Origin of the sequence: Agrobacterium sp. CCNWLW155 (genome assembly GCF_036888815.1) — a bacterium.
In the GTDB taxonomy this organism is placed as follows: Bacteria; Pseudomonadota; Alphaproteobacteria; order Rhizobiales; family Rhizobiaceae; genus Agrobacterium; species Agrobacterium radiobacter.
This window is the reverse complement of record NZ_JBAKFW010000001.1, coordinates 15,532-35,109: the sequence shown is the minus strand read 5'-3', so window position 1 is coordinate 35,109 and position 19,578 is coordinate 15,532. Positions and strand designations below refer to the sequence as shown.

Genomic DNA, 19,578 nt, shown 5'->3' with positions numbered 1-19,578 from the left:
TTTCAGTTCAAAACAGTCTAATTGGAATACAAAAAATTACGGGTAATAAAATACTATGCCTAGTAGTAATTGAAAATGAAGACCCCCATTTATTAGGGGGATTTTCAACTTCAAATTTTCTTGATGTCATCAACTACCGATTTAACGGCAAGCGGATAACCTGCCTTGTGAGCGGCCATGGCAAGAAGATGTGCAGAGACCGGCGCGGTGAGGACAAAAAAGAAAAAGCCGGCCAGCGCCCGCGCCAGCGTCGGGATTTCCATGGAATGAATGCCGACCGCGAGAAGCAGCAGGCCGGAGCCCACCGTTCCCGCCTTGGAGGCCGCATGCATGCGTGTATAGACATCGGGCAGCCTATTCAGCCCGATTGCCGCGATCAGCGAGAAAATGGCGCCTGATATCGTCAGCGCCGCAACGAGAATAGCCACGATCCAAGCCATCATCGCCTGCCCTTTCCTTTTTTGCCGTCGGCACCTGTTTCCATTGTTTTTTCAATGGCTTCAGATGCCCTCTCGCCATCGAGAACCGCCGTCGGCCTGCGCCGGCCGTCCGGGCCGCGCGACAGGACAAAGCGGGCAAAGGCCACCGTTGCCAGAAACCCGACCAGCCCGAGCGCAATGGCGATATCGACGTAAAGATTGAAGCCGGTGCGGATGGCGATAACAGCGATAAAGCCGATGGCGATGCCCACCAGCATGTCGAGCGCGACGATGCGGTCCGGCAAGGTGGGGCCGACGACGACGCGATATACTGTCAGCAAAAAGGCGGCCGACAGAACAACCGATGCAAGTATAGTTGCAAATGAAACTGTCTGTTCTGGCGTCATATCTGAAACGCCTCCATGATCTTTCTTTCGAAGCCATTTCTGATGTCGTTTTTCGTGGCTTCGATATCGCTGCAGTCGATCGCGTGCACGTAAAGCGTTTTCCTGTCCGCGGAAACATCGACGGAGAGCGTGCCGGGGGTGAGCGTGATGAGGTTGGCGAGCAGTGTGATCTCGAAGTCCGTCGTCACCGTCAGCGGATAGGCGAAAATGCCGGGCTGCACGTCGAGCTTGGGCCGCGTCACCAGCACGGCGACCTTCCAGGCCGAGAGCGCCAGCTCCTTGAAGAACAGCAGCACCAGCGACAAGACGCGGGTAAGCCGCAGCCAGTGGTTACGTCCGCCGGGCAGCTGGTGGCGGATGAGGCCGAGCGCCAGTGTCGAAACGATCAGGGCGAAGATGATGTTCGCCAGGGTGACGCTGCCCGTCACGGCGAGCCATACGGCAACGAACAGCAGTTGCACGAGATAGAGGCTCATGGTTTGCCTCCTTCGGAAAAGACCGACTGGATATAGGCCTGCGGGTTACCGAGGCCTGCGGCCGCCTGCTGGCTGAGATTGAGCAGGCTTTCCGGAAACAGGCCGAAGAAGAACACGAGTAAGGTCAGCCCCACCAGCGGCGCGAAAGACGGAGCCGCCGACGGCGACGCGTGCGGGAAGGAAGGCTGACCGGGGGATGCCGCAGCGGGACGCCAGAAACACAAAAGGAAGATCCGCCCGAAAGCGATCGTGGCAATGAAGCCGGAGGCGAGGATGGCGCCGGCGAGCCACCAGGCGCCGATATCGATCGCCGACTTGACCAGCACCGCCTTCGGCCAGAAGCCGGAAAAGGGCGGCAGGCCGGAACCGGCGAAAAACAGGGCGAGCGCCAGCGCCGAAAACCACGGAGCCTGCCGGTAAAGCCCCCTGAGTGAGGTGAGGCTGAAGCTGCCGCCGAGACGGGCGGCATGGCCGGCGGCGAGATAAAGCGCCGTCATCAGCACCATGGAATGCAGCGCGTAGAAAATGGCGCCTGTGACACCGGATGGGGTGCCGATGGCGATGCCGGCCATCATGTAACCGATGCCTGATATGACGATGTAACCGAGCATGCGACGGATATCGTTCTGGGCGAGCGCGCCCATGGCCCCCAGCACCATGGTGAGCGCCGCGGAGATGGCGATGACGATGCTGAGTTCTTCCCGCTCGACCGGGAACAGCATGACCATGACCCGCAGCAGCGAATAGATGCCGACCTTGGTGAGCAATCCGCCGAAAAGCGCGGAAACGACGATGCGCGGTGTGTGATAGGAGGCGGGCAGCCAGAAATTCACCGGGAAGGCCGCGGCCTTCATGGCGAAGGCGAGTGTAAAGAGGCTCGCAAGCGTCATCAGCGGCGCGGTCTCCCGCAGAGCCGTCGCCTTCTGCGCGATATCGGCCATGTTGAGCGTGCCGAAGATGGCGTAGAGATACCCGACCGTGATCAAAAACAGCGTCGTGCCGATGAGGTTCAGAATGGCGTATTTCAGCGCGCCGTCGATCTGCTCGCGCGTCGAACCGAGCACGATCAGGCCGAAGGACGAGATCAGCAGCACTTCGAACCAGACATAGAGATTGAAGATGTCGCCGGTCAGGAACGCGCCGGTGACGCCGGCCATCAACAGCAGCAGGAAAGGATAAAAACCGTATCGCCTGCCGCTGGCGTCGATATCCGCACCGGCGTGGATGGCGCCCGCAAGTGCGACGATGGCGGCCGCAAGCGACAGCAGCGCCCCCGTCAGGTCGGCGGTAAAGGCGATGCCGAAGGGCGGCAGCCAGCGGCCCATCACCATGGTGAACGGGCCTTTAGTGGCGACCTTCCATAAAAGTGCTGCATCGAGCAGGACCAGCAGGAACAGCGCCGCGATGGCAACGGTCGCATGATGGCGGATGGCGTGGCGCATCATCATCAGCACCGCGCCAGCGCCGATGCAGAGCGCGATGGGGAGAATGATCAGCCAGTCGGCAAGAGGCACAGGCGTCGTGACGAGCGCTGCCGAGAGATCAGTGACTGCTGTTGTGGTGGTGGATGCCATGTTGTCTCAGCCTCGCCGCTCAATAACCGAGCGGCGGCAAGGGCTCGCCTGCGGGTTCTGCGGTGCGCATCTCGTCCGTGTCGTCGGTCTGCAGTTCCTGAAACGCACGCCAGGTCAGCACCAGAAGGAAACAGAAGAAGGAAAAGGAAATGACGATTGCCGTGAGAATGAGCGCCTGCGGCAAAGGATTGGCCGCCCCTGCGGGCAGCGTGTCCATGCCGGGCGGAATGATCGGTGGCACCTCGCGCGTCAGCCGGCCGGCGGTGAACAGCAGGAGGTTCACCGCATTGCCGAGAATGGCGATGCCGAGCAGCATGCGGATGCTGTGGCGCGACAGCATGAGATAGATCGCCACCGAAAAGAAGATGCCGACGAGAATCGAGAAGACCGCTTCCATCAGTCGCTTTCCCTTTCTTCCAGCGCCAGCGCAATGGAGGTGATGGCGCCGACCACCACGAGATAGACACCGATATCGAAGGACATGACGGTGGAGAGCGGCATTTCGACACCGAACAGGCTCGGATAGACCCAGAGCCCGGTCATGAACGGCACGCCGGCGGCCATCGAGACGAGGCCGGAAAGCATGGATAGCAGCAGCCCCGCCCCGGCAATCGACAGGGGATGAAACATGATGGCGCGCCTGACTGCCGTGACGCCATAAGCGATGCCGTAGATCGCCAGCGCCGAGACCGCGATCAATCCGCCGATGAAACCGCCGCCCGGCTCGTTATGGCCGCGCAGCAGCACGAAGATGGAAAACAGCACCATGAGGCTGGTGACGACAGGAGTGACGGTGCGCAGAATGAGCGTGTTCATGCCCGCGCTCCTTTCTTCTTCGCGGTTTTGGCCGGTCCCTTGAGCGCGGCGGCCGGACGGATGCGGATCAGCGCGAGGATGGCAAGGCCCGTTATCATCACGACAGCGATTTCGCCGAGCGTATCCGTGCCGCGGAAATCAACGATGATGACGTTGACCACATTGGCGCCGTGGGCGATGACCTTGGAATAAGTGTTGTAGAAGTCCGTCAGGCGGTTGTCGAAGCTCGCTTGCGTCGCGCGCATCAGGAACAGGGCAAAGCCGGTTCCGCAGGCAATGGCGATGGTGCTGTCGAGAAGCTTCTGGCCAAGGCCGCGATGGTCTGACGGTGACAGGCGAAGCCGCGTCATCACCAGCGTCAGGATGACCACCGACAGCGTCTCGACCATGAATTGCGTGAACGACAGATCGGGCGCGCCGAATAGCAGGAAGATGACCGCCACCGCAAAGCCCTGAATCCCGAGCGCGATGATCGCAGTCAGCCGGCTCGACGCCGTCAGGACAGCGACAAGGCCCGCCACAGCAATGGCGATGAAGGTCAGCTCATGGACCGGCATGTCACGCGGCCATGACGGCATGGACGGCAATTCGCCATAGAGGAACAGCGGCACCAGCAGCACGGCGGCGATGACGGCGAAGGTGGCGGTGACGTAGAACTCCAGCCGACCGGGCTGGATGAGCCGAGTGATGTGGAACGAGACTTTCACCAGCATTTCGATGAAGACGTCAAAGCCCCTGTCAGGTCCGGCCCCCAGCGCCGTGAAGGTGCGGACCATCAGGCTGCGGACAGCGGAAAGCTGCGTATAGAGGACGATACCGAGCGCGATGGTGAGCAGCGACAGGCCGAGCGGCACGCCCATATGGGGAATGAGCGAGATTTCCACCGGGCGCGCCTCGCCGGCGATGGCGCTCGCCATGGGTGTCGAAATGTAGAAATGCGCAATGCCGGAAAATAGAGCGATCGTCAGCCCCTTCAGAGCCAGCAGCGCCGGGCCGAGCCAGAGCAGCAGCGGACCTTCATGCGCGGGTTTCGGCGTTTTCACCGGCTTGCCGAGGAAGGGTTTCAGCCCCACGGCAAAGGCGACGGCGAACATCAGCCCATTGCCGAGGATGGCGATGCCGGCAAACAGCACGGCACGCGGGTTGCCATGCGCCAGCGCATAATAAATCTCCTCCTTGGCGAGAAAACCGAAGAAGGGCGGCAGGCCGGCCATGGAAATCGCAGCCGCCAGCGCTGCCGCAAAGGTGATGGGCATGGCTTTTCGCAAGCCGCCGAGCTTCGTTATGTCGCGGGTGCCGGCCTCATGGTCGATGATGCCGGCGACCATGAAGAGCGCGCCCTTGAACAGTGAATGCGCCACCAGATAAAGCACCGCCGCCTCGATGGCATGGTCAGAGCCAAAGCCCGTCAGCATGACCAGCAGGCCGAGCGACGACACCGTCGTATAGGCAAGCATCAGCTTGAGATCGGTCTGGCGCACGGCGAGAAGTGCGCCGGTGAGCATGGTCAGCCCGCCGAAGAAGGGCAGCAGGATCTGCCAGGCGGCGGTATCACCGAGCACCGGATTGAGGCGCATCAGCAGATAGACGCCGGCCTTCACCATGGTTGCCGAATGCAGATAGGCGGAGACTGGAGTTGGCGCTTCCATGGCGTTGGGCAGCCAGAAATGGAAGGGAAACTGCGCCGATTTGGTAAAGGCGCCGCCGAGAACCAGAAGCAGCGCGGCCAGATAAAACGGGCTGTCACGCAATATATCGCCGCCGCGCACCAGCATCGACAATTGCGTGATGCCGCTTATATCCCAGATGAAGATCAGCCCGGCGAGCAACAGAAGGCCGCCACCGCCCGTCACCACCAGCGCCTGCAGCGCGGCACGGCGCGAAGCTGCGCGCTCATGGTCGAAGCCGATCAGCAGGAAGGAGGTGATCGAGGTGAGTTCCCAGAAGACGAACAACATCAGCAGGCTGTCGGAAACGACGACGCCGAGCATCGCTCCCATGAACAGAAGCAGGAAGGACAGGAAACGGCCCTGCTGCGGATGGCCTTTCATATAACCGCCCGCATAAAGCACGATCAGCAGCCCGATGCCGGTGATGAGCAGCGCAAAGGTGAGCGACAGGCCGTCGATGAACCAGGAGAAGCTGAGATTGAAGCTCGGCACCCAGGCATAACCGCCGGTCACCACGCCGCCTGCCGCGATCTCGGGCAGCATCAGCGCAAAATGCACGAAGGCGAGAGCCGGCGCGATCGCCAGAACCCATGCCGCATTGTGACCGAACCTTTTCACCAGGGCCGGCGCGGCAAGCGCTGCCAGAAACGGCAGAAACAGCGACAGGAATGTCAGCGGCGTGACATCTGATGTCATTCACATCTCCCGGGATGTCCCCCATCCCTGCGCGCCACTGAATGGCGTTCTTCTTTCAAATCGGCTTTTCAGTTAAGGCATAGACACGGGCATCTCAACCCAAATCGGTACGCCCGGCCCATAACGAACGCGTTATGACACCCATCCCCTTTCAATCCGCCTCAGTGATGATTATTTGAGGCGGGAACAGAAAGGATCATTCCATGAGCGATCTGACATCCCCCAAATTGACCAAGACCGATGCCGAGTGGCGTGAGCAGCTGACGCCGGAGCAATATCGCATCCTGCGCGAACACGGCACCGAGCGCGCCTTCACCGGTCCCTATTGGGATACATTCCAGAAAGGCCTCTACCGCTGTGCGGCCTGTGACGAGCCGCTGTTCCTCTCCGACACGAAATTCGATGCCGGCTGCGGCTGGCCGAGCTATTTCGAGCCGGTGAAGCCGGGCGCCGTGACGGAACATCGCGACGCGAGCCACGGCATGGTGCGCACCGAAATCCGCTGCGCCAATTGTGGCGGCCACCTCGGCCACGTCTTCCCGGACGGCCCGCCGCCCACCGGCCTGCGTTATTGCATCAATGGCCATTCGATGGTGTTCGAGCCGGTCTGATAAAGCTCAGGGTGAAAGGCCGGCTGCCCTTGCCGGCCTTTCACCCTGAAAAGGCTGTCTCGACAGCCGGACCGGAGAGTGAGATCATCGCCGTCTCATTCCTTCCGGATCACCGCCATGACACTCGAAACCATCCTCATTTTCATTCCCGCCTGTTTTGCCCTGAACATGGCTTTCGGGCCGAACAATCTGCTGTCAATGACAGTGGGTGCGCGCTACGGCATGGCGACGGCGGTAATGGCGGCAAGCGGCAGGCTGGTCGCTTTCGCGGGCATGATCGCGATTGCAGCACTGGGCCTCGGCGCACTTTTGATGGCCTCCGAGATGATGTTCTCGCTGATCAAATGGATCGGTGTTCTTTATCTGCTGTGGATCGGCTTCAAACTCATCCGCTCAAAGGCTGAGGTTACCGCCCCTGACGTATCCTCGGGCAACGGCAATGTTCTCAAAACCTATCTGCGGCAGGAGTTTTTCGTCGCCTCCGGCAACCCCAAGGCTATTTTGATCTTCACGGCCTTTTTCCCGCAATTCATCCAGCAGGACGCCTATTGGCAGAGTTTCGCCACGCTTGGCGTGATTTTCCTGCTGCTCGAGGTGGTGGCGATTGCCGTTTATGCCTTTGTCGGTTCACGACTGTCCGGTCTCATGCGCAATGCGCGCGCCTTGAAGCGCGTCAACCAGATCAGCGGTTCCATGATGATGGCCTTTGGTGTCATGCTCGCCTTCGCCCGGCGTCCGGCCTGAAGGGAAACCGCCTAGCCTGCTAGCCTAATTTCAGCTCCATGCAGGTCAGGTCCAGCCAGCGGCCGAACTTGATGCCGACTTCCGAAAACCGGCCGACGACCCTGAAACCAAGGCTTTCATGCAGGCGGATGGAGGCGATGTTTTCCGCCTCGATGGCGGCGATCAGCACATGCACGTCGTTGCCCGCGGCATGATCGATCAACGCCTGCATCAGCTTTTTGCCGATGCCGTGGCCGCGCGCATCCTTTTGCACATAGACCGAATGTTCGCGGGTATGGCGATAACCGTCGAAAGCGCGCCAGTCACCGTAGGAAGCGTAGCCTGCGACCTTGCCGTCGAGGATGGCGACGATGACGGGAAAGCCGCGTGACTTGCGGGCGGCGAACCATTCCTTGCGGTTTTCCAGATCGACCAGCACGTCATTCCAGATCGCCGTCGTATTCAGCACCGCGTCGTTATAAATCTCCATGATGCCGGAGAGATCGTCCACGGTCGCATCGCGCAGTTCCACCGTCATTTTATCTTTCGCCCTCGTCGTTCCCGAAAGCGTCACTGCCTGACGCGATCCCCACGACCCTTAAGCGATGAGGTGGCGCAATGTCCAGCGCCTCGCTCGCCTGTCGAAAACGTGGGCTTCAGGATGCCAGCGGAACGAGGCTGAACGAGGTGACCACGGCGAAATAGTGAACCGCGGCGGCGGAAACCACGAAACCGTGCCAGATGGCATTCTGGAACCGCAACTTTTCCCAGACATGGAAGATGACGCCGAGCGAATAGATGACGCCGCCGGCAACGATGAGCCAGAGCGTGACCGGCGAAAGATGTGTCGACAGGGGCTCGACCACCATGATGCCGCTCCAGCCCATGGCGAGATATAGGCCGATGGCGACCCGGTCGTAACGGCCGGGAAACAGGCATTTGAGCAGGATGCCGCAGAGTGCCGCAAGCCAGATCAACCCCAGCATGACGGCAATCAGCGGATCGTCGATACCGCGCATCAGAAAGGGCGTATAGGTGGCGGCGATGAGGATGAAGATCGCCGAATGATCCAGCCGGCGCAGGAACCATTTCACCCTGGAGTGCGGCCAGATATTATAGGTGAAGGAGACGGAAAGACAGGCGACAAGGCCGAGACCGTAAATCCACGCGGCGGCGATCGCGCTGAGGCTGCCCCACGCCATCGCGTAAAAAATCAGCGCCGTCGCGCCGATAAGCGCAAACACGATGCCGACCCCATGGACGATGCCATCGGCGACAATCTCGTGAAAATCATACTGGCGCCCGAACCGCCACATCTCGCTCATGGTCCATTCCCGTCTGCGTGCTTTCATCAAAGCATGGAGCCAATATTAGACAGGAACAAGACAGCGGCCGGTTAACGGCAATCAAATTGCGTTCGAGACTGTCGCGAAAAGAGAGGTCCGCCGTTTCCCTCATTCCTGTGCTTTCACAGGAATCCAGCCGACGCGCGTCTTCGCGGCGAAAGGACTCTTCTCAGCCCAAGGACTTGGTCTGGCTGGATCCCTGTGACAAGCACAGGGATGAGGGTGAGAAAGGGCGGACGCAACATGTCACCACAAAAATATTTCACAACGCCGCAGCGCATTCCTGACAAAACGGCGTGTAAGGCACCGCCTTCAGCCGATCCTCCGAAATCTTCTTGCCGCATTTGACGCAGGTGCCGAAGGTGCCGCTCGCGATGCGGTCGAGTGCTGCGTCGATGGCGCGCAACTCGTCCTGCCCCACCTGCCCCAGCTCGTCCAGCACCTCGTCATTGCTGCGTTCACTGGCGCGATCCTCGTCATCGGGATTGCGAGGCTCTTCGAAATCGGCCTCGATCTTGTGCAGGCGGCGATAAAGCTCGCGCTGGCGGTCACGCAGGATTTTCTCGTAAGTTTCGACATTCATGGTCTTTTCCTCCAGCCGGCGCGGGCGGAAAACCCGCCCGCAACCCAAAAACGTCAAGCCTTTATCGATCCACCAGCACCGAGCATTTGGCGTGGCGCACGACGCGGTCGGCGGTGGCGCCGATGAAATAATTGCTGAAATCAGGCGTGTGCGACGCGATGATGATGAGGTCAGCCTTATGTTCCTCGGCGGCGGCGATGATCTCGCGCGCGGGTGCGCCGCTTCTGATTTCCTGGCTGCCCTTGAAACCGGCCCTGGTCTTGAGGTCCGAAAGCTTGGTCTTGGCGTCCTTGATGGCGTTTTCGATCAGGTCGACAGGCAGATCGATCGCCATATAGCCCGGCAGTTCCTCGACAACGTTGATGAGAACGATCTCGCCGTCCGGATCCAGCAGCGCCTTGGCCTTTTCGAGAATCTTTTCCCCCTTGTCGGTGGCGCTGAGGTCTACCGGTACGATGATCTTCTTGTACATGGCTGTCTCCTTTGGCTTGATCCGCCGTTTGGCGTGTCGGGCTAGACTTATATTTCCCCGCCCGCGCAGCCTTCACCTTGATCGAAGTCAAAGCCGGAGCCGGGCCCGAACGGGGCATTGTCAACGAATAGTGGACAGTCAATCGCCAGACGGTGATCTTTGCTGAACGACGAAACCAGCCCATATTCGCCTTCGACAAACGCCGCAAAGCGGCGTCGGCCGATAGTTTCGGCGACCGATCCGCCCCGGGGCGCTTCGGATTCAATATGGAGATCATGATGAGTGAAATCAAACAATTCGCCCTGACGCGGCCGGCCTATGTCGGCCAGGCGCATCTCGTCGTTCACGATCTGCCGCGCGTTTCGGATTTCTACCAGAAGATCATCGGTCTTTCCGTTCTTGAAAAGAACCCGAGCGGCGAAGTGCTTGGTATCGGCGGCCAGCCGCTTCTGACACTTTCCACCTCCAGCACGGCGGAACGCGCGCCGCGCAATGCGGCAGGCCTGTTCCACACGGCCTTCCTGATGCCGAGCCGGAACGACCTGGCCCATTGGCTGGCGCATGCCGCCCATAACAATATCCAGTTTCAGGGCGCATCCGACCATCTGGTGAGCGAGGCGATCTATCTCGCCGACCCGGAAGGCAACGGCATCGAGGTCTATCGCGACCGTTCGCCTGATGAATGGACCTACCAGCCTGATGGCACGGTTGAGATGGCCACGCTCGGCCTCAACCTTCAGGCGCTTTATGACAGCGCGCCGAAGACCGCATTCACCGGTGCGGCGGAGGGAACCGCCATCGGCCATATCCATCTGCAGGTCGGCAATATTCCGCAGGCGGATGAGTTTTATCAGGGTGTGCTGGGGCTGAAGATCATGGCGCGGTATCCGGGTGCGAGTTTCTTCGGCTCCGGGGCCTATCACCACCATGTGGCCGCCAATATCTGGAACAGCCGCGGCGCTGCGGCCCGCAAGGACAATATGACCGGCCTTTCCGGCTATTCGCTGAAATTCAACGAACAGGCCGCGCTCGACACGGCTGTTGCCGCACTCGACCGGCTGGAAATCGCCACCGAAAGGCAAAGCGACGGCATCGTCCTCAGAGATCCCTGGGGAATTGGGCTAAAGCTTTCCGCCTAAAGCAAAAAGGGGCGGCAGAAATTTCTGCCGCCCCGGAACCGCCACATTTTTCGAACGTTTGTCACCTTATTGGGGGACCGTTCGATGAATGAAAATGCCAGGCCGGAGAAGACCGGCAGCTTGGTCAGCACCGGGGCAAACGCCGGCGCCACCGCCGGAAGCATTCCGGCAACAAGAGCGGACCCGCTGGAAGTACCGGCTTCCGCCCCACGCCGTGACGATGCGCGCAGCCAGCAGCCGCTTGGCCGCGAAGCGCTGGATGTGGTCGGCGCCTGGTCGGTGATCGGCATCTTCCTCATCATGCTGATGGCGGTCATCCACGAATTGTCGCTCATCCTCATTCCGGTGGTGATGGCCATCGTGGTCGGCATGATCCTCGGCATCGCCGCTGAAAAACTCGGCTCCTACGGCATTCCCGGTTTCGGCGTTGCGCTTATCCTGTCGAGCCTCGTGGCGGCGGTGATGTTTTTCGTCATCAATTCGCTGACCGAGCCGCTCTCGCTCCTCGCTTCCGAAGGCCCGGCGCTGATTGAACGCAGCATCGATCGTTTCCTGCCCTATCTGCAAAGCCTGCGATGGCTGAATATTTCGGCGGCCAGTTTCAGCATGGGGTCAATGTCGATGGAATCGCTGATTTCGCGCAGCGGCGAGATCATCTCCGTGCTCGGCTCCAACATCACCCCCGCGGTCATTCAGGGCCTGATCTTCCTCGCTGCGCTGCTGATGTTTCTCTATAGCCGGCTGCGGCTGCGCAAGGCGATCATCATGGCCTTTCCGGCCCGCCACCAGCGGCTTCGCACCATCCGCATCATCGGCTCGGTGGAAGAGGTGCTCGGCACCTATTTCGCCACGGCGGCGCTGATCTATGCCGGGCTTGGGGTGACGATGGTGGTCATCGCCTATTTTGGCGGGCTGGCCATGCCGCTGCTCTGGGGGCTGTTTGCCTTCCTCTCCAGCTTCGTGCCGTTTCTCGGCATCACCGCCATGACGATTTCGCTGACGGTGGCAGGCATCATCACCCATGACAACATCGTCCTGGCGCTTCTGCCGGCGGCGATCTTCTTCACCATTCACCTGCTGATGGAAAACCTCGCCTTTCCGGCGGTCGTTGGCCGCAACATGGAGATCAACCCCTTCCTCGTCTTCGTGATGATCATCTTCTGGACGTGGATGTGGGGGGCGGCCGGCGCCATGCTCGCCCTGCCGCTGTCGCTGATCGCGATGACGGTGACGCGGGAGCTATTCCCCTCGCGCCGGGTTGTGCCAAACTTGCCTGCCTAGCCTTTTCCGAAAGGCGCATCAGGGCCGCTCAGGAAGCGAGCGGCATACCTTCGCGGGTTGCCATGCGGCGCTCGTGCTCGATCAGCCATTTCTTGCGCCACAGCCCGCCGCCATAACCGGTCAGGCTGCCATCCGCGCCCAGCACCCGATGGCACGGGACGACGATTGCGATCTGGTTGGCGCCATTGGCGCGGGCCACCGCGCGCACGGCAGACGGCCTTTCCATGGTGGTTGCAAGCGAGGAATAGCTGACGATCTCCCCCGCCGGAATTTCCCGCAGGCTGCGCCAGACATCGCGCTCGAAGGGCGTGCCGTGGCCAGCAAGCCTTGTCTCGAAGGCGGCAGAATGCCCGGCGAAATAAGCCTTGAGTTCCGCTTCAATCTGGCCGGTCACCGCCGTACGGCCCAGCACCATATCCGCGCCGGTGCGCGTCTTCAGCCGCTTCAGCTCGGCGGGAAGCGCCGGCCGGTCGGCAAATTCGAGGAGATGCAGGGCATGATCGTCGGCGACGACGAGCATCGGGCCGATCGGCGTATCGATCCAGTCGCCCTTCAGGAAGCCCTTGCCCTTCATGGCCATGGGTGAAGCGCCGAAGAACTGGTTGATGGCGGCGCGGAAACCGCTGCCGGAATCGTAACCGGCATCGATCTGCGCACCGATCACCGCTTCGCCGGAAGCAATGCTCTCCGCCGCATCGCCCAGCCGGCGCAATCTCGCGATTTCCAGGAAGCTCATGCCGAAACGGCGCTTGAAAGTGCGGCGCACGGTGGAAGGATCATGGCCGAGCGCCACCACATCCTCCTCGCGCCAGCGCCGCGCCGGTTCGTTTTCCAGCGCCGTCAGCAGCGAGGTGACGGTCTCATCGGCGGTGCCGTAGGACAACATCGGCTTGCAGCGTTTGCAGGGGCGGAAACCCGCCTCCAGGCATTCGGCGATGGTCTCGCGGAACCGGCAGTTCTCGATCTTCGGTTTGCGCGCCGTGCAGGTGAAACGGCAGAAGATCTTCGTCGAGGTCACGCAGACATAGGCCACGCCCTCATAGGCGGGGTCCTTGTTCACAAGGGCTGAATACAGGGTTTCGGTGTCGGGGCGTTTGAACAGCATCATGGGGAGGATGCTAGCGCAAATTTAAGCGGCATGCCGCCGAAAAACGGGCGTGGATGTGGCTCATCTCCCTCTTTCCTGTGCTCGTCACAGGAATCCAGTCGGCGCGCGTCTGCGCGGCGAGGAAAATCCTTTCAGTCCAAGGACTTGGGCTGGCTGGATTGCTGTGATGAGCACAGGAATGAGGAAGAAGCTTCCCCTTCAATTCCCCGGCGGCGCAAAGGACGGGTCGTCCAGCCTTGTGAAAATCACGCCGCGCGCCTTCAGCGCCAGCAGGCCTTTCACCACGCCCTCACCCGCTTCATGGGTGGGCTGGTTGATATGGGAGATGATGACATCGCCATCCCTGGCGGAAGCGATGTGTTTCGCCGTCGTGGCCGCACCCAGCAGCGAGCCGCCATCGCCATTGACGGAATAACCCGCGACCCGCATGCCAAGCCGGTTGATGGTGGCCATGGACGAGCCTGTGTATTTCGCCGTCGCACCCCGGAACCATTGCGGCTGGATGCCGGTAGCGGCGACGATCGCCTGACGGCCGCCCTCCACTTCCTGCTCGACCGCCGCTTGCGAACCCGCAGCTGCGATGCCGTAGATGGAAACCGGCTTGTCCACCGCCGGCACATGGTTTTCGCCGTGATTTTCGATCTCGAACAGATCTGGATGCGCCATGAGCGTGGCCAGCGCCTCGCTGTTATGTTTCAGCCAGCGGGCGGTGACGAAGATCGTCGCGGGAATGCGCTCGCGCACGAGCGTATCGAGGATGCGGTGGTCGGTCTTGCCCATGCAGGCATCCAGCGTCATCGCCACCCGCACCCGGCCGTCATGCTGCGGCGTCATTTTCAGCGTCGGCTCGACAAGCCCCGTTCCCGCGAAAGCGGCTGAAGAGGCGGAGAGAAACAGGGCGGCAATGAAGAGGCGACGCAGCATTTTATATTCCGGAGTGTGAAGAGGTGGCAATCCGCCTGCAAAGCGCCCGAATTATGGCGCGGTTTCCAGCACGGACAGGGCTTCCAGCGCCTCTTCCACCCGCTGGCGTTCCGCGCTGGTGAGCGGCAGGATCGGCCGCGGCGGTTCACTCACCGTCAGCGACAGGATATTGGCGGCGGCGTAAACAACGCGGATGCTGCCGAATTCCCTGAACAGCGCCCAGAGCGGCTGGAAGGCCGCATCGATCCGTTTCGCCTCTTCCGCATTGCCGGCCTGAGCCGCCCGCATTAGCCGCAGGGCCGGAACCGGCAGCAGGCCGGCAACGACGCTGTACCATGTGTCGCCGCCGGCAAGTGTGGCGTCGGCACAGCCCCAGTCGCCGCTGTAACCAATGGCGAAATCCTCCGACAGCTTGGGGCGCAGCCGCGCGAGCTCGCCGGCATAATCGGAATCGGCCGGCAGCGGCATCTTGATGGCGCGGATATTCGGGATATAGGCGAGCCGCACCAGAAGCTCGTCGCTGAAGGTGAACCGGGTGGTCGTCGGGTTGTTGTAGATGGCGAGCGGCAGGGCCGTCGCGCCAGCCACGGCGGCGAAATGGTGATAGGCCTCTTCCTGCGTCAGCGGCGTGTAGGACACGGGTGCCAGCAGCAGCGCATCGGCGCCAGCGGCTTCCGCATCCGTGGCAAGCGCAACGGCCTCATCGGTGCGCAAAGCGCCGACACCCGCCATCAATATGCGCCTGCCCTTAAGGATGGCGGCGGCGGCCTCGATGGCGCGACGTCTCTGTTCCCGCGTGAGATACATGTAGATGCCGGTGCTGCCGAGAATGCCGACGGAATCGACCGCGGCCGTATCCAGCCGCTCGATCAGGGCCGAGAAGGCTTCAACATCGACCCGCCCCGCCTCGTCGGCCGGCGTAATCGGAAAAGCCGAAAGTCCCTTGAATCGTCTCGTCATGTCTATGCCCCTCACTTCGATCGGAAGTCAGGGTTACAGAGCCGACCGCGCGGCCGCAACAAAAGCGGCGGCTAAACGCTGGCCTGAAATCGAAAAATTCCGTGCTCAGTCATAAAGATACAACTTCTTCCACTGCTCTTCGGGAATCTTGTCCCCCACACGGTAGTCGAAGGACTGGATGCTGAGGCTGTCGCTCTTCAGCTGGCACTTGTATTTGAGCTTGTACCATTCGCCCGCGCTTCTGAAGACCGCACCCGGCGCCTTGATGGAGTTCTTGCCCACTTCCGGGTCGCCGAACGTATAGGCGATGACCTTGTCCGGCCGCATGCCCTTTTGCTCTGTCGCTATCCTCTCCATCGCCTCGATATCGCAGCGCTGCTCCAGGCGTTCTTCGGGGGCCAGCGCATTCAGCTGCCGCATGACGCTGGCGTCGATCGCGAAAGCGGGGGTGAAGGCCTGCAGGCTGAGGAAAAAGGCAGAGAGGGCAGCGGGAAGAAGCTTTCGCATGGGGTCCTGTCAGTTTTTTCGTTTGTTCTTGTCGATCGCGGCAGGCCGGACGGCCGGCGCGCATCATCGCCGATTTGCCGGATATTGCCAAAATGTGATCGAAAGCTGACGAAATTGTGCCCGAGCCGCATTCCGCCTGTGGAGATTTGAAACTTGATCGGCCGCAAGCCGCACTCTACATCTTGGTGCCGCCCAAGAATTTTTACAGGAAAGCGAGTTTCCCTTGCCGATTTTCAAGAACCTGCCCATTGCCCCGACCGCCGAAAAACGGCCCGTCCAGGATACGCATCACGGCATTACCCGCACCGACGATTACGCATGGTTCCGGGCCGATAACTGGCAGGCCATGTTCAAGGACCCCACCCTGCTCGACCCGGCCATCCGCGCCCATCTGGAGGCGGAAAACGCCTATATGGAAGCGGCCATGGGCGACACCAAGGCGCTTCAGGAAAAGCTGTTCGAGGAAATGAAGGGCCGCATCAAGCAGGATGATTCCTCCGTTCCTGTTAATGACGGGCCTTACGCCTATGGCACGCTGTTCGTGACCGGCGGTGAGCAGCCGCATTATTTCCGCACCCCGCGTGATGGCGGCGAAAAACATGTGCTGTTGAACGGCGACAAAGAAGCGGAAGGCAAGGATTATTTCCGTCTCGCCGGTCTCGACCAGTCCTCCGATCACAGTCACGGCATCTGGGGGTATGACGACAAGGGTTCGGAATATTTCACCCTGCGCATCCGCAATCTCGAAAGCGGAGAGGACCTTGCCGACGTCGTGGAAAACACCGGCGGCGGCGGCGCATGGGCGCCCGATGGCAAGAGCTTTTTCTATACACTGCAGGACGAAAACCACCGTCCTTCAAAGGTCTTCCACCACATCATCGGCGAGCCGCAATCGGCCGACCGGCTGGTTTATGAGGAAAAGGATCCCGGCTTCTTCATGGGCGTCGGCGCGTCGGTGCTCGACGATTTCATCTTCATCGACATTCACGACCACGAGACCAGCGAATACCGCATTCTCTCCACCAAGGACCTGACGGCCGAGCCCGCTATCGTGGCGGAGCGCGAAGAGGGCATCGAATATTCGATGTGCGAAGGCGGCGACGTCTTCTTCATCCTTACCAATGACGGCGACGCCAAGGATTTCCGCATCGTGGAAGCGCCGGTCACCGCGCCCGGCAAGGAAAATTGGAAAGAGGTGGTTCCGCACGAGCCGGGCCGCCTGATCCTCTCCGTCGACGCCTATGCCCGCCACCTGATCTGGCTGGAACGCCGCGACGGCCTGCCGCGCATCGTCATCCGCGACCGCCGCACCGGCGAGGAACATTCCATCGCCTTTGCCGAAGAGGCCTATTCGCTCGGCCTGCATGGCGCGGCAGAATATGACACCGACGTCATCCGTTTCTCCTATTCCTCGATGACGACGCCGAGCCAGCTGTTCGATTACGACATGGTGACGCGTGAGCGCACGCTTCTGAAGACGCAGGAAGTACCATCAGGCCACAATCCGGATGACTACATCACCCGCCGCATCATGGCGCCTGCGCATGATGGCGAACTGGTGCCGGTCTCCCTGCTCTATCGCAAGGATGTGGCGCTCGACGGCTCCGCCCCCTGCCTGCTTTATGGCTACGGCGCTTACGGCATCACCATCCCCGCCTCCTTCTCCACCACCACGCTGTCCTTGGCCGACCGTGGTTTCATCTATGCCATCGCCCATATTCGCGGCGGCAAGGACAAGGGTTTCGAGTGGTACGAAACCGGCAAGATGGAAGCCAAGCAGAACACCTTCAACGACTTCATCGCAGCGGCTGACCATCTGGTTCAGGAAGGTTTCACCTCCTATGAGGGCATCATCGCCGAAGGCGGCTCGGCCGGCGGCATGCTCATGGGGGCTGTCGCCAATATGGCGCCGGAGAAATTCGCCGGCATCATCGCCGCCGTACCCTTCGTGGACGTGCTGACGACAATGCTCGATGACACGCTGCCCCTGACCCCGCCGGAATGGCCGGAATGGGGCAATCCGCTGGAATCGGAAGAGGAATACGGCTGGATCGCCGCCTACAGCCCCTATGACAATGTCGGCGCCAAGGCCTATCCGCCGATCCTCGCGCTTTCCGGCCTTACCGATCCGCGCGTGACCTATTGGGAGCCGACCAAATGGGTGGCGAAGCTGCGCGAAAGGACAACGGGAGAAGCGCCCATCCTGCTGAAGACCAACATGGCGGCCGGCCATGGCGGCAAATCGGGCCGTTTCCAGCGGCTTGAAGAAATTGCCTTCGAATACGCCTTCGCGCTGAAGGTGGCCGGCAAGGACGCCGTGTGACGGCCTGACATTAAAACGGGCGGCGATTCCGTCGCCGCCCGACCCATGAGAGATAAAAATACCCACAAAAATCATCTTTTCGAACATTTATTCCAGAAAATATCGATTGTATCTTTTCTTTAAATTTCACTTGTCACATCATTGGATTTTTATTTCTAGTTATTGCAACTAATAATATATCCAACTTAAATCAGAATAACTCTCATGTATTATTTTAAATAAAGAAATGTTCCAAAAATCGAATGCATGGCTGCGATGCGTCATTTCGCGTTGCAATATCACTTTTTGGCCGTATTATGCCGGTCGTTGACATATTCATGCGCCTTTTCGCCGCTTTTCTTGCGGCAATGCCGCAGCGTGTTCTGCGGATATTCTTCTCGCCGTAATTTTTCGGCTTTTCCACGCGCCATGTCAGTTCGCCCTTGGCAATCCGGGCTTTGCAGTGCTCCCGCTTCGCCAACTGAAAACACTGCATCAGACTTGGAGGTCTCCTATGAAGAAACTCCTGGCCTCGACCATTCTCGTAACGGGCTTTACCATCGCTGCCGGTGCAGCACATTCCGCCAAGGCCGCCGATAGCTGCGGCAGCATCACCATCGCCGAAATGAACTGGGCATCCGCGGGTGTCGCGGCTTACGTCGACAAGTTCATCATGGAAAACGGCTATGACTGCACGGTCAATGTCGTCACCGGCGACACCATGCCGACTTTCGCTTCCATGAACGAAAAGGGCCAGCCGGACATGGCGCCCGAATTGTGGGTCAATGCCGTGCGCGAGCCGCTCGACGCCGCCGTCAAGGACGGCCGCATGATCGAAGCGTCGAAAATCCTCAGCGAAGGCGGCATCGAAGGCTGGTGGATTCCGAAATTCATAGCCGATGCACACCCCGACATCAAGACCGTCGAGGATGCGCTGAAACATCCCGAACTCTTCCCCGCCCCGGAAGACGCCAGCAAGGGCGCCGTGCATAATTGCCCGTCTGGCTGGAACTGCCAGGTAACGACCGCCAATCTCTACAAGGCGCGCGAGGGTGACAAAAAGGGCTTCACCCTGGTCGACACCGGCTCGGCCGCCGGTCTTGACGGCTCTATCGCCAACGCTTTTGAAAAGAAGCAGGGCTGGCTCGGCTATTACTGGTCGCCCACCGCCATTCTCGGCAAATACGAGATGGTGAAGCTGGACGACGGCGTCGAACTCGACCGCGCCCATTTCGACGAATGCACGGCGAAGGTCGATTGCGCCGATCCCAAGGTCAACGCCTATCCGGTGGCGGATGTCTTTACGGTCATCACCAAGGACTTCGAAGGCAAGGCCGGGGTGACGATGGATTACATCAAGGCCCGCAGCTGGGACAACAAAACGGTCGCCGAAATCCTTGCCTGGATGGATGAGAACCAGGGCACCAACGAGGACGGCGCGGAGTATTTCCTCGAAAACCATGAGGACATCTGGACGAAATGGGTTCCGGCCGAGGTGGCGGAGAAGATCAAGGCTTCGATGTGATTGGTTGGTGGGGGGAAGCTTCGGTTTTTATCCGTGGCT

General features: G+C 60.4%; 22 protein-coding genes. 6 read left to right on the top strand and 16 right to left on the bottom strand.

Annotated features, from left to right (window positions below):
- Positions 1-110 precede the first annotated feature (110 nt).
- From mnhG to V6S97_RS00190, 7 genes are read right to left on the bottom strand one after another with little or no spacing between them, the layout of a single operon-like run.
- On the bottom strand, positions 111-443 hold the full coding sequence (mnhG, locus tag V6S97_RS00220; RefSeq protein ID WP_020812975.1) for a monovalent cation/H(+) antiporter subunit G: 333 nt from the start codon (positions 441-443) through the stop codon (positions 111-113).
- Positions 440-826: a cation:proton antiporter gene (locus V6S97_RS00215; RefSeq protein WP_003509260.1), complete on the bottom strand. Its 387-nt coding sequence runs from the start codon at positions 824-826 to the stop codon at positions 440-442. The genes mnhG and V6S97_RS00215 overlap by 4 nt, the downstream gene beginning before the upstream one ends.
- Positions 823-1,302 carry a Na+/H+ antiporter subunit E gene (locus V6S97_RS00210; protein ID WP_020812977.1) on the bottom strand — a complete coding sequence of 160 codons (480 nt, stop codon included), beginning with the start codon at positions 1,300-1,302 and terminating at the stop codon, positions 823-825. The genes V6S97_RS00215 and V6S97_RS00210 overlap by 4 nt, the downstream gene beginning before the upstream one ends.
- The gene (locus tag V6S97_RS00205) at positions 1,299-2,876 is read right to left on the bottom strand and encodes a Na+/H+ antiporter subunit D (RefSeq protein WP_334425849.1); all 1,578 of its coding nucleotides are present in this window, start codon (positions 2,874-2,876) and stop codon (positions 1,299-1,301) included. The genes V6S97_RS00210 and V6S97_RS00205 overlap by 4 nt, the downstream gene beginning before the upstream one ends.
- 19 nt (positions 2,877-2,895) lie before the next feature.
- A complete protein-coding gene (locus tag V6S97_RS00200; protein ID WP_003509263.1) occupies positions 2,896-3,273 on the bottom strand; it encodes a Na+/H+ antiporter subunit C in 378 nt (125 codons plus the stop codon).
- Positions 3,273-3,692: a Na(+)/H(+) antiporter subunit B gene (locus V6S97_RS00195; protein WP_003509264.1), complete on the bottom strand. Its 420-nt coding sequence runs from the start codon at positions 3,690-3,692 to the stop codon at positions 3,273-3,275. Before V6S97_RS00195 ends, V6S97_RS00200 begins: the two co-directional genes overlap by 1 nt.
- Positions 3,689-6,058 carry a putative monovalent cation/H+ antiporter subunit A gene (locus V6S97_RS00190; RefSeq protein ID WP_003509265.1) on the bottom strand — a complete coding sequence of 790 codons (2,370 nt, stop codon included), beginning with the start codon at positions 6,056-6,058 and terminating at the stop codon, positions 3,689-3,691. The genes V6S97_RS00195 and V6S97_RS00190 overlap by 4 nt, the downstream gene beginning before the upstream one ends.
- A gap of 203 nt (positions 6,059-6,261) precedes the next feature.
- Here V6S97_RS00190 and msrB point away from each other — a divergent pair, with 203 nt between their 5' ends.
- Positions 6,262-6,669: a peptide-methionine (R)-S-oxide reductase MsrB gene (gene msrB, locus V6S97_RS00185; RefSeq protein ID WP_003509266.1), complete on the top strand. Its 408-nt coding sequence runs from the start codon at positions 6,262-6,264 to the stop codon at positions 6,667-6,669.
- A gap of 117 nt (positions 6,670-6,786) precedes the next feature.
- Positions 6,787-7,413 (top strand): LysE family translocator, encoded by a 627-nt coding sequence (locus tag V6S97_RS00180; RefSeq protein WP_003509272.1) that lies wholly within the window; start codon positions 6,787-6,789, stop codon positions 7,411-7,413.
- A 19-nt stretch (positions 7,414-7,432) separates the two neighbouring features.
- Here the strand turns inward: V6S97_RS00180 and V6S97_RS00175 are convergent, their stop codons facing one another.
- The 4 genes from V6S97_RS00175 to V6S97_RS00160 form a co-directional block, all read right to left on the bottom strand.
- Entirely contained in the window at positions 7,433-7,930 is a 498-nt protein-coding gene (locus V6S97_RS00175) for a GNAT family N-acetyltransferase (RefSeq protein WP_003509274.1), read from the bottom strand.
- Positions 7,931-8,048: 118 nt separating this feature from the next.
- Positions 8,049-8,717: a PAQR family membrane homeostasis protein TrhA gene (gene trhA, locus V6S97_RS00170; RefSeq protein WP_003509275.1), complete on the bottom strand. Its 669-nt coding sequence runs from the start codon at positions 8,715-8,717 to the stop codon at positions 8,049-8,051.
- 283 nt (positions 8,718-9,000) lie between these two features.
- Positions 9,001-9,321 (bottom strand): TraR/DksA family transcriptional regulator, encoded by a 321-nt coding sequence (locus tag V6S97_RS00165; RefSeq protein ID WP_003509276.1) that lies wholly within the window; start codon positions 9,319-9,321, stop codon positions 9,001-9,003.
- A 61-nt stretch (positions 9,322-9,382) separates the two neighbouring features.
- The gene (locus V6S97_RS00160) at positions 9,383-9,793 is read right to left on the bottom strand and encodes a universal stress protein (protein WP_003509277.1); all 411 of its coding nucleotides are present in this window, start codon (positions 9,791-9,793) and stop codon (positions 9,383-9,385) included.
- A 278-nt stretch (positions 9,794-10,071) separates the two neighbouring features.
- Here V6S97_RS00160 and V6S97_RS00155 point away from each other — a divergent pair, with 278 nt between their 5' ends.
- Positions 10,072-10,932, top strand: a complete 861-nt coding sequence (locus V6S97_RS00155; RefSeq protein ID WP_031234474.1) for a VOC family protein — start codon at positions 10,072-10,074, stop codon at positions 10,930-10,932.
- Between the two features lie 84 nt (positions 10,933-11,016).
- Positions 11,017-12,213 carry an AI-2E family transporter gene (locus V6S97_RS00150; protein ID WP_020812983.1) on the top strand — a complete coding sequence of 399 codons (1,197 nt, stop codon included), beginning with the start codon at positions 11,017-11,019 and terminating at the stop codon, positions 12,211-12,213.
- A 28-nt stretch (positions 12,214-12,241) separates the two neighbouring features.
- Here the strand turns inward: V6S97_RS00150 and V6S97_RS00145 are convergent, their stop codons facing one another.
- From V6S97_RS00145 to V6S97_RS00130, 4 genes are all read right to left on the bottom strand, one after another.
- Positions 12,242-13,321 (bottom strand): bifunctional transcriptional activator/DNA repair enzyme AdaA, encoded by a 1,080-nt coding sequence (locus tag V6S97_RS00145; RefSeq protein ID WP_065694908.1) that lies wholly within the window; start codon positions 13,319-13,321, stop codon positions 12,242-12,244.
- A 198-nt stretch (positions 13,322-13,519) separates the two neighbouring features.
- Complete coding sequence (locus tag V6S97_RS00140) at positions 13,520-14,245, bottom strand: polysaccharide deacetylase family protein (RefSeq protein WP_087743572.1); 726 nt, start codon at positions 14,243-14,245, stop codon at positions 13,520-13,522.
- A 51-nt stretch (positions 14,246-14,296) separates the two neighbouring features.
- Positions 14,297-15,205 carry a dihydrodipicolinate synthase family protein gene (locus V6S97_RS00135; protein WP_334425841.1) on the bottom strand — a complete coding sequence of 303 codons (909 nt, stop codon included), beginning with the start codon at positions 15,203-15,205 and terminating at the stop codon, positions 14,297-14,299.
- Between the two features lie 105 nt (positions 15,206-15,310).
- Positions 15,311-15,712 (bottom strand): DUF930 domain-containing protein, encoded by a 402-nt coding sequence (locus tag V6S97_RS00130; RefSeq protein ID WP_003509289.1) that lies wholly within the window; start codon positions 15,710-15,712, stop codon positions 15,311-15,313.
- Between the two features lie 223 nt (positions 15,713-15,935).
- Between V6S97_RS00130 and V6S97_RS00125 the strand changes: the two genes are divergently transcribed.
- Complete coding sequence (locus V6S97_RS00125; protein WP_112355919.1) at positions 15,936-18,035, top strand: S9 family peptidase; 2,100 nt, start codon at positions 15,936-15,938, stop codon at positions 18,033-18,035.
- Positions 18,036-18,249: 214 nt separating this feature from the next.
- On the opposite strand, the gene V6S97_RS00120 is transcribed toward V6S97_RS00125, so the two are convergent.
- On the bottom strand, positions 18,250-18,510 hold the full coding sequence (locus tag V6S97_RS00120) for a hypothetical protein (protein ID WP_162692770.1): 261 nt from the start codon (positions 18,508-18,510) through the stop codon (positions 18,250-18,252).
- An 18-nt stretch (positions 18,511-18,528) separates the two neighbouring features.
- Here V6S97_RS00120 and V6S97_RS00115 point away from each other — a divergent pair, with 18 nt between their 5' ends.
- Positions 18,529-19,539 carry an ABC transporter substrate-binding protein gene (locus tag V6S97_RS00115; RefSeq protein ID WP_334425840.1) on the top strand — a complete coding sequence of 337 codons (1,011 nt, stop codon included), beginning with the start codon at positions 18,529-18,531 and terminating at the stop codon, positions 19,537-19,539.
- Positions 19,540-19,578: the final 39 nt, after the last annotated feature.